This window comes from Mesorhizobium sp. M7A.F.Ca.US.006.04.2.1, assembly GCF_004022915.1.
GTDB lineage: Bacteria > Pseudomonadota > Alphaproteobacteria > Rhizobiales > Rhizobiaceae > Mesorhizobium > Mesorhizobium ciceri.
Genome location: NZ_RZQA01000426.1, coordinates 1 through 5,443, shown reverse-complemented (window position 1 = coordinate 5,443; position 5,443 = coordinate 1). Strand labels below are relative to the sequence as shown.

The 5,443-nt window shown below is 64.0% G+C and carries 7 protein-coding genes; 5 read left to right on the top strand and 2 right to left on the bottom strand.

The window, feature by feature from the left end; all coding sequences use genetic code 11:
• On the top strand, window positions 1-505 hold a 505-nt coding region (locus EN925_RS21470), incomplete at its 5' end, for a GGDEF domain-containing protein (protein WP_164894313.1).
• A 217-nt stretch (window positions 506-722) separates the two neighbouring features.
• On the opposite strand, the gene EN925_RS21465 is transcribed toward EN925_RS21470, so the two are convergent.
• Window positions 723-2,552 carry an ATP-binding protein gene (locus EN925_RS21465; protein ID WP_024501408.1) on the bottom strand — a complete coding sequence of 610 codons (1,830 nt, stop codon included), beginning with the start codon at window positions 2,550-2,552 and terminating at the stop codon, window positions 723-725.
• Between the two features lie 154 nt (window positions 2,553-2,706).
• Between EN925_RS21465 and EN925_RS21460 the strand changes: the two genes are divergently transcribed.
• Genes EN925_RS21460 through EN925_RS21450 form a run of 3 tightly spaced genes read left to right on the top strand, consistent with a single transcriptional unit; the run spans window position 2,707 to window position 4,155 of the window.
• Window positions 2,707-3,270, top strand: coding sequence for an XRE family transcriptional regulator (locus tag EN925_RS21460; protein ID WP_027160588.1), 564 nt, complete (start codon window positions 2,707-2,709; stop codon window positions 3,268-3,270).
• A 4-nt stretch (window positions 3,271-3,274) separates the two neighbouring features.
• A complete protein-coding gene (locus tag EN925_RS21455; RefSeq protein ID WP_013531040.1) occupies window positions 3,275-3,583 on the top strand; it encodes a hypothetical protein in 309 nt (102 codons plus the stop codon).
• Window positions 3,584-3,627: 44 nt separating this feature from the next.
• Window positions 3,628-4,155, top strand: a complete 528-nt coding sequence (locus tag EN925_RS21450) for a GNAT family N-acetyltransferase (protein WP_127385241.1) — start codon at window positions 3,628-3,630, stop codon at window positions 4,153-4,155.
• A 4-nt stretch (window positions 4,156-4,159) separates the two neighbouring features.
• Here the strand turns inward: EN925_RS21450 and EN925_RS21445 are convergent, their stop codons facing one another.
• A complete protein-coding gene (locus EN925_RS21445; protein WP_127385240.1) occupies window positions 4,160-5,035 on the bottom strand; it encodes a LysR family transcriptional regulator in 876 nt (291 codons plus the stop codon).
• A 121-nt stretch (window positions 5,036-5,156) separates the two neighbouring features.
• Between EN925_RS21445 and EN925_RS21440 the strand changes: the two genes are divergently transcribed.
• The coding region (locus EN925_RS21440) for a gamma-butyrobetaine hydroxylase-like domain-containing protein (protein WP_128336891.1) at window positions 5,157-5,443 on the top strand (287 nt) is incomplete at its 3' end.

Here is a 5,443-nt window from a genome sequence, read left to right as displayed (position 1 = left end):
GTCGGAAACACTCGAGCATGCGGCGCTGACCGACGGCCTGACCGGCATGCAGAACCGGCGCTATTTCGATGATGCGCTGAAGGAGTATCTCGAGGAGTTCCGGCGCATCGAAAAGCCTGTCGGGCTGATGATCCTCGATCTCGACCATTTCAAGCAGGTCAACGACACCCATGGCCATGACGTCGGCGACGAGGTGCTCAAGGCGGTCGCGAGCTGTCTCAAGGATATGACGCGCTACCACGATGTGGTGGCGCGATTGGGCGGCGAGGAGTTCGCCGTGGTCACGCCCAACATGGACGCCGAGCTTCTGGGCAAGTTTGCCGAGCGCATCCGCAAGGCGATCGCCAACATGTCGGTGCTGTCGGGCAATGTCCGCCTCAAGATCACCACCAGCGTCGGGCTAGCCGTCTGGGACCGCAAGGAAACAGCGGAAGAGTTCTATCGCCGCGCCGACCGCCAGCTTTACGAGGCGAAGAGGCAAGGCCGCAACCGCGTCTGCGCCTAAAATCCCGTCCCTGAATTCGTGAGGCTGGCCGTCTGGCGCCGTTTTCTGTGCTTCCGATCCTCACGGACTCAAATGTCCGCTCCGCTTCGGTTCTCGAAAACAGCACCACCCGACTCAGCCTGACGAATTCCCTGACGGGATTTACCCAAGCGGTCCAGGCAGGGCGCGAGCTTAGCGCGGCTTCTCAATCGGCCGGCAGAACAGCCGGGTCGCAAGCTCAATCGTTTTGCGGGCGCAGGCCGAAGGTTGCGGGCTTGAGGCCGTAGCGCATGTCGAAATCGTCGTCCGATGGCGGGCGTGCGGCGGGTGGCTTGCGGTAGTCGGGGTCGCCGGCCTGGCGGCCTGAATCCACGACCTCGGCGAAGGCCATCGCCTGCTGCGTCGATTTCGGCACGTTGCGCAATCGTTCCACGATCGCCACCAGATCGACATCGTCGCCCGGCTTCGACGTGGCCTCTTCGCGTTTGGCGGTGCCGGGAAGCAGGTGGCTCGGCAGTTTTTCGAACTTCAGCCGCATGGTCGTCGCCACGCCTTCGCCGAAGGCGATGGCTTCGCGCTGGCCCATCGAGGACAGAAAGGCAAGCGTCGAGGCAGAAGAGTCGGCAATCGCCGAGCGGATGATCGCCTGGTCCTGCTCATTGGCAAGCCGCATGGCGAAGAAGGTCGAGCATTGCGACAGGATGGTCGGGTCGAGCTCGCCGGGGCGCTGGGTGACGACGCCGAGATAGCAGCCATATTTGCGGCCTTCCTTGGCAATGCGCGACAGCGCATGCCTGGTCGGCGCGAATCCGAGACGCGGGTCGGCCGGCATATAGCGGTGCGCCTCTTCGCACAAAAACAGAAGCTGCAGCTTGCCTTCGCTCCACAGAGCGAGATCGAAGGCCAGGCGCGCCAGCACCGAACAGACGGAATTGACCACTTCGGACGGCATGCCGGCCATCTCGAAGCAGGTCACGGGACGGCCATGATGCGGCACGCGGAAGATGTTGCCGATCGTCTCGTGGATGGTGTCCTCGATCAGGCGCGAGTTGAACATGAAGCGATAACGTGGATCGGCCGCCGCCGATTCGATGCGCGTCTTCAGCGATTTGAGCGTCGGGCGATCGGTCTTGCTTTCGAGCATGCCCATGCGCTCATCGATCTGCTTGAGCAGGTCGGCGATGCGGTAAGGCACTGGCGTATCGGCGGTCAGCGCATCGCTGCCGCGCCTGATATAGGAGCCCGAATTCGGGTTGCGGTAGAGATTCTTGGCGGCCGGGATCAGGTCGCGCAAGGCATCGATTTCTTCCGGCTCGGTCTCGCGGCCCCGGAACAGCACCTCGGCGAATTCCTCCAGCGTGAACATCCAGAACGGAAGATCCAAGGTTTTGGAATCGACCCTGACGCAGTATTCGGGCAGCGATGCCGCGAACTCGTTGTGCGGGTCGAGGATCAGGATGCGCAGATCCGGCCGTGCCGCGATCGACTTGCGCAGCAGCAGCGAAACGGCGGTGGATTTGCCGACGCCGGTCGTGCCGACAATGGCGAAGTGACGCGCCAGCGTATCGTCGATAGCGATGTTGGCGGCGATCGTCTCGTCCTGCGCGAGCGTGCCGATCGTGATCGAATGACGCCCGGCAAGGTCATAGACCGCCTGCAGGTCGCGGGTGCGGATGCGATGCGCAACGGCGCCGATATGCGGATAGGTGGTGATGCCGCGGTCGAAGACCGGTCTGGCGCCGGGCTCCGCACCGTCACGGACTTCGCCGATCAGCTCGATGCTGACCTCGATGGCGTTCTGGCCCTCATTGCTCCAGGCGCGGTCCGACTTGCCGATCGCGTAGACAAGGCCGACGGTTCGCGTCGATCCGAGATTGATGGAAATCATCTTCCCGACTGTCCACAGGCCGGTCACCGCGCCGTCGGCATCGTCCGCATAGGCGCTGATGGTGGCGCGAGCGCCGTCGCATTGCACGACATTGCCGAGGATGCGCTTGTCGTTCTGCTCGGTCTGGCGGCGCTCCTGCGAGGTCGGTTCCCCCACGGAGGCTTCGCGTTCGACATACATGGACAGGCCAATCCCCATTTCCCTGGAGAGTCGATCCTACCCGAATGGGGTTAAGGCCCGATGAGGTCGGATGGTGTAGAGAGCATTAAGGGGCCTGTGAAAATTGTCGCAAGGCGGCTCTTCTCCGGCGTCAATATTTCGCTATAATAGACATATGGATGATATAGCGAACGAAATTTCCTCGACGATAGGCCGCAGGATACACGCCGAAAGGGTCATGCGTGACTGGTCCCTGGCCGAACTGGCGGAGCATTCCGGCGTCTCGAAGGCGATGCTCAGCACGATCGAGCGAGGCAAGACCAGCCCGACGGCGGCGCTTCTGGTGCGCATCGCGTCGGCCTTCGGCATGACGCTGTCGACCTTGATCGCGCGCGCCGAGCTGCAGGGCGGCGGGCTGCTGCGCGAGGCCGACCAGCCGGTATGGCGCGATCCCGATACCGGCTATGTCAGGCGGCATCTTTCGCCGGCTGGCGATATGCCGCTGGAACTGATCAAGGTGCATCTGCCGGCGGGCGCCAGGGTCAGTTTTCCGGCTGCTTCATACGCCTTCATCAAGCAGCAGATATGGCTGATTTCCGGGCGGCTCGAATTCATCGAAGGCGATATGGCGCACAAGCTCGAGCCCGGCGACTGCCTGGCGCTTGGGGCGCCGTCGGACTGCACCTTCCATGCCCTGGAGCCCGGCGCCGACTATCTGGTCGCCCTGGTCAGAGGCTGACACAATGGCAAAGAGACCAAAGCGCTCCCACAATGGGGGGCCGCCTCTCGATGAGTACAAGGGCCCGCCATGGGGCACGGGCGATCCCTATATCTTCCTGGCCTGGCAGGCAGCGCACGCCAAGGCGTGGAAGGCGCCGAGCCACGAGGTCATGCTGTTGCGCATGGACAGAGCCGAGCGGCTTGGCCTGACCTACGAGGAGTACACGCTCGAGATTCTCGAGCGCGGGCGGCACCTCGGGCACGAAGATGCCGACCGCATCAGCGCCATCAAGGCGGCGCGAAAGCGTCGCCGCGCGCGCCATCTGGAGTGACGGCAATGCGCCCGCTTCTATCGCAATCACAGGATATCCCGCACATGAACTCGATCGAGATCGCAACCCTGACCCCGGCTGCCGAGACGCAGGACGGGCTGGCCGAATTGCTGGTCGCAACGGTGGCGGCAGGCGGTTCGGTCAGCTTCATGCATCCGTTGGCGCCGCAGGCGGCGAGGGGTTTCTGGGAGAAATCGCTGGCCGCGGCGGCAAGGGGCGAAAGAGCGGTGCTTGGCGCCTGGGACGGCAAAAACCTGGTCGGCACCGTGACCTTGCTGCTCGACTGTCCGCCCAACCAGCCGCACCGGGCCGAGATCGCCAAGCTGATGACACGCACCGACTACCGGGGCAGGGGCGTGGGAACGCGCCTGATGCGGGCCGCCGAGAGGCTTGCGGTGGAGAAGGGCCGCATGCTGCTGGTTCTGGACACGGCAACCGAGGAGGGCGCCTCACGCCTCTATGAGCGGTTGGGCTTCACGCTGGCCGGTGAGATACCGGACTATGCACTGAAGCCGCATGGCGGGCTGACCGGCACGCTGATCTACTGGAAGCGGATCGGGCAAATCTCGTAACCAATCATGCCGGCGCGGAGAGGCGCGACAGCAACCACTGGCGGAAATCCTGCTCGGCGCCGGTCAGGCGCGCTGTCGACGCCTTGGTCAGAAAATGGCCCGATGTGCTGGAGAGTTCGAAGTCGGAAAGCCTGACCAGCGTCTTGCTGTCGAGCGCCGCATCGACCAGCGGCCGCGAGCCCAAAAGCACGCCGGCGCCGGCCTTGGCCGCTTCCATGGCGGCAACGAAGCTGTCGAAGCGGTGCGATCGCCTGGGATGGCCGGCCAGCCTGGCGGCAGCGAACCATTCCGCCCACATCTCGCGCGCGCCGGCAACCAGAAGCAGCGGCCAGGAGGTCCAGTCTGCGTCGCCGACCAGACCCGGAGCCGCCACCGGCAGAAGCCGCTCGGCGGTCAGCCTGTCGGCTTCGCGGCCGGGGAAGGATCCGTTGCCGAAACGGATATCGAGCACCGAGCCCGGCAGGTCGTAATCGGTAGGGCGATGGATCGTCACCAGGTCGAGCTGGATGCGCGGCAGTGCCTTCGCGAGATCGGGCAGCGCCGGAACCAGCATCAGCAAGGCAAAGGAAATCGGCGCCCGGATGGTCACGGTCTGGACGGCGCGCGGCTCGAACAGTTCCGCGGTGCTGTTGCCGATGGTGGCGAAGGCCGACTGGATGTGGGGGAGATAGGCTGCCCCCTCCGGCGACAGGGCGACGCCGCGCGCCAGCCGCGAAAACAAACGTGTCTTTAGCCGCTCCTCGAGAAAGCGGATGTGTTGGCTGACGGCCGCCTGGGTGAGGCCAAGCTCGGCTGCCGCCGCGGTGAAATTCGACAGCCGCGCCGCAGCCTCGAAACTGCGCAGCCAGTCGAGCGGCGGCAGGGGTGTGGTTCGAGACATTAGTATATCGTGGTCATTGCCCAAAATATGATAATTTGAATTATGCCTCTCGCGCGATCAACATGCAATCGAAACCCTGCGGATCAGCTGCAGGGGACGCAATGGACAGGAACGGATCTCCATGCTCACCCAGGCGCTGATCGGCAACGAAGGTAGAACAATCGAACTTGGCTGGAAGGACGGGTCGCGCAGCCGCTTTCACGCCATGTGGCTGCGCGACAATGCGCTGGACGACAAGACGCGCAGCGCCGGCAATGGCCAACGGCTGATCACCATCCTCGACATTCCCGCCGACACCAGGATCGGCGCGGCATCGGTCAAGGGCGGTGCCCTGGAAGTCAGCTTCGTGCCGGAGCAGAAAACAGTGAGTTTCCCGGCGGCATGGCTGAGCGCCAATGCCTATGATCG

Excerpts from the sequence above, each read along its gene's own strand:
- EN925_RS21460 (WP_027160588.1), top strand. The coding sequence starts at position 2,707 with ATGGATGATATAGCGAACGAAATTTCCTCGACGATAGGCCGCAGGATA.
- EN925_RS21450 (WP_127385241.1), top strand. The coding sequence starts at position 3,628 with ATGAACTCGATCGAGATCGCAACCCTGACCCCGGCTGCCGAGACGCAG.
- EN925_RS21445 (WP_127385240.1), bottom strand. The coding sequence starts at position 5,035 with ATGTCTCGAACCACACCCCTGCCGCCGCTCGACTGGCTGCGCAGTTTC.
- EN925_RS21455 (WP_013531040.1), top strand. The coding sequence starts at position 3,275 with ATGGCAAAGAGACCAAAGCGCTCCCACAATGGGGGGCCGCCTCTCGAT.
- EN925_RS21465 (WP_024501408.1), bottom strand. The coding sequence starts at position 2,552 with ATGTATGTCGAACGCGAAGCCTCCGTGGGGGAACCGACCTCGCAGGAG.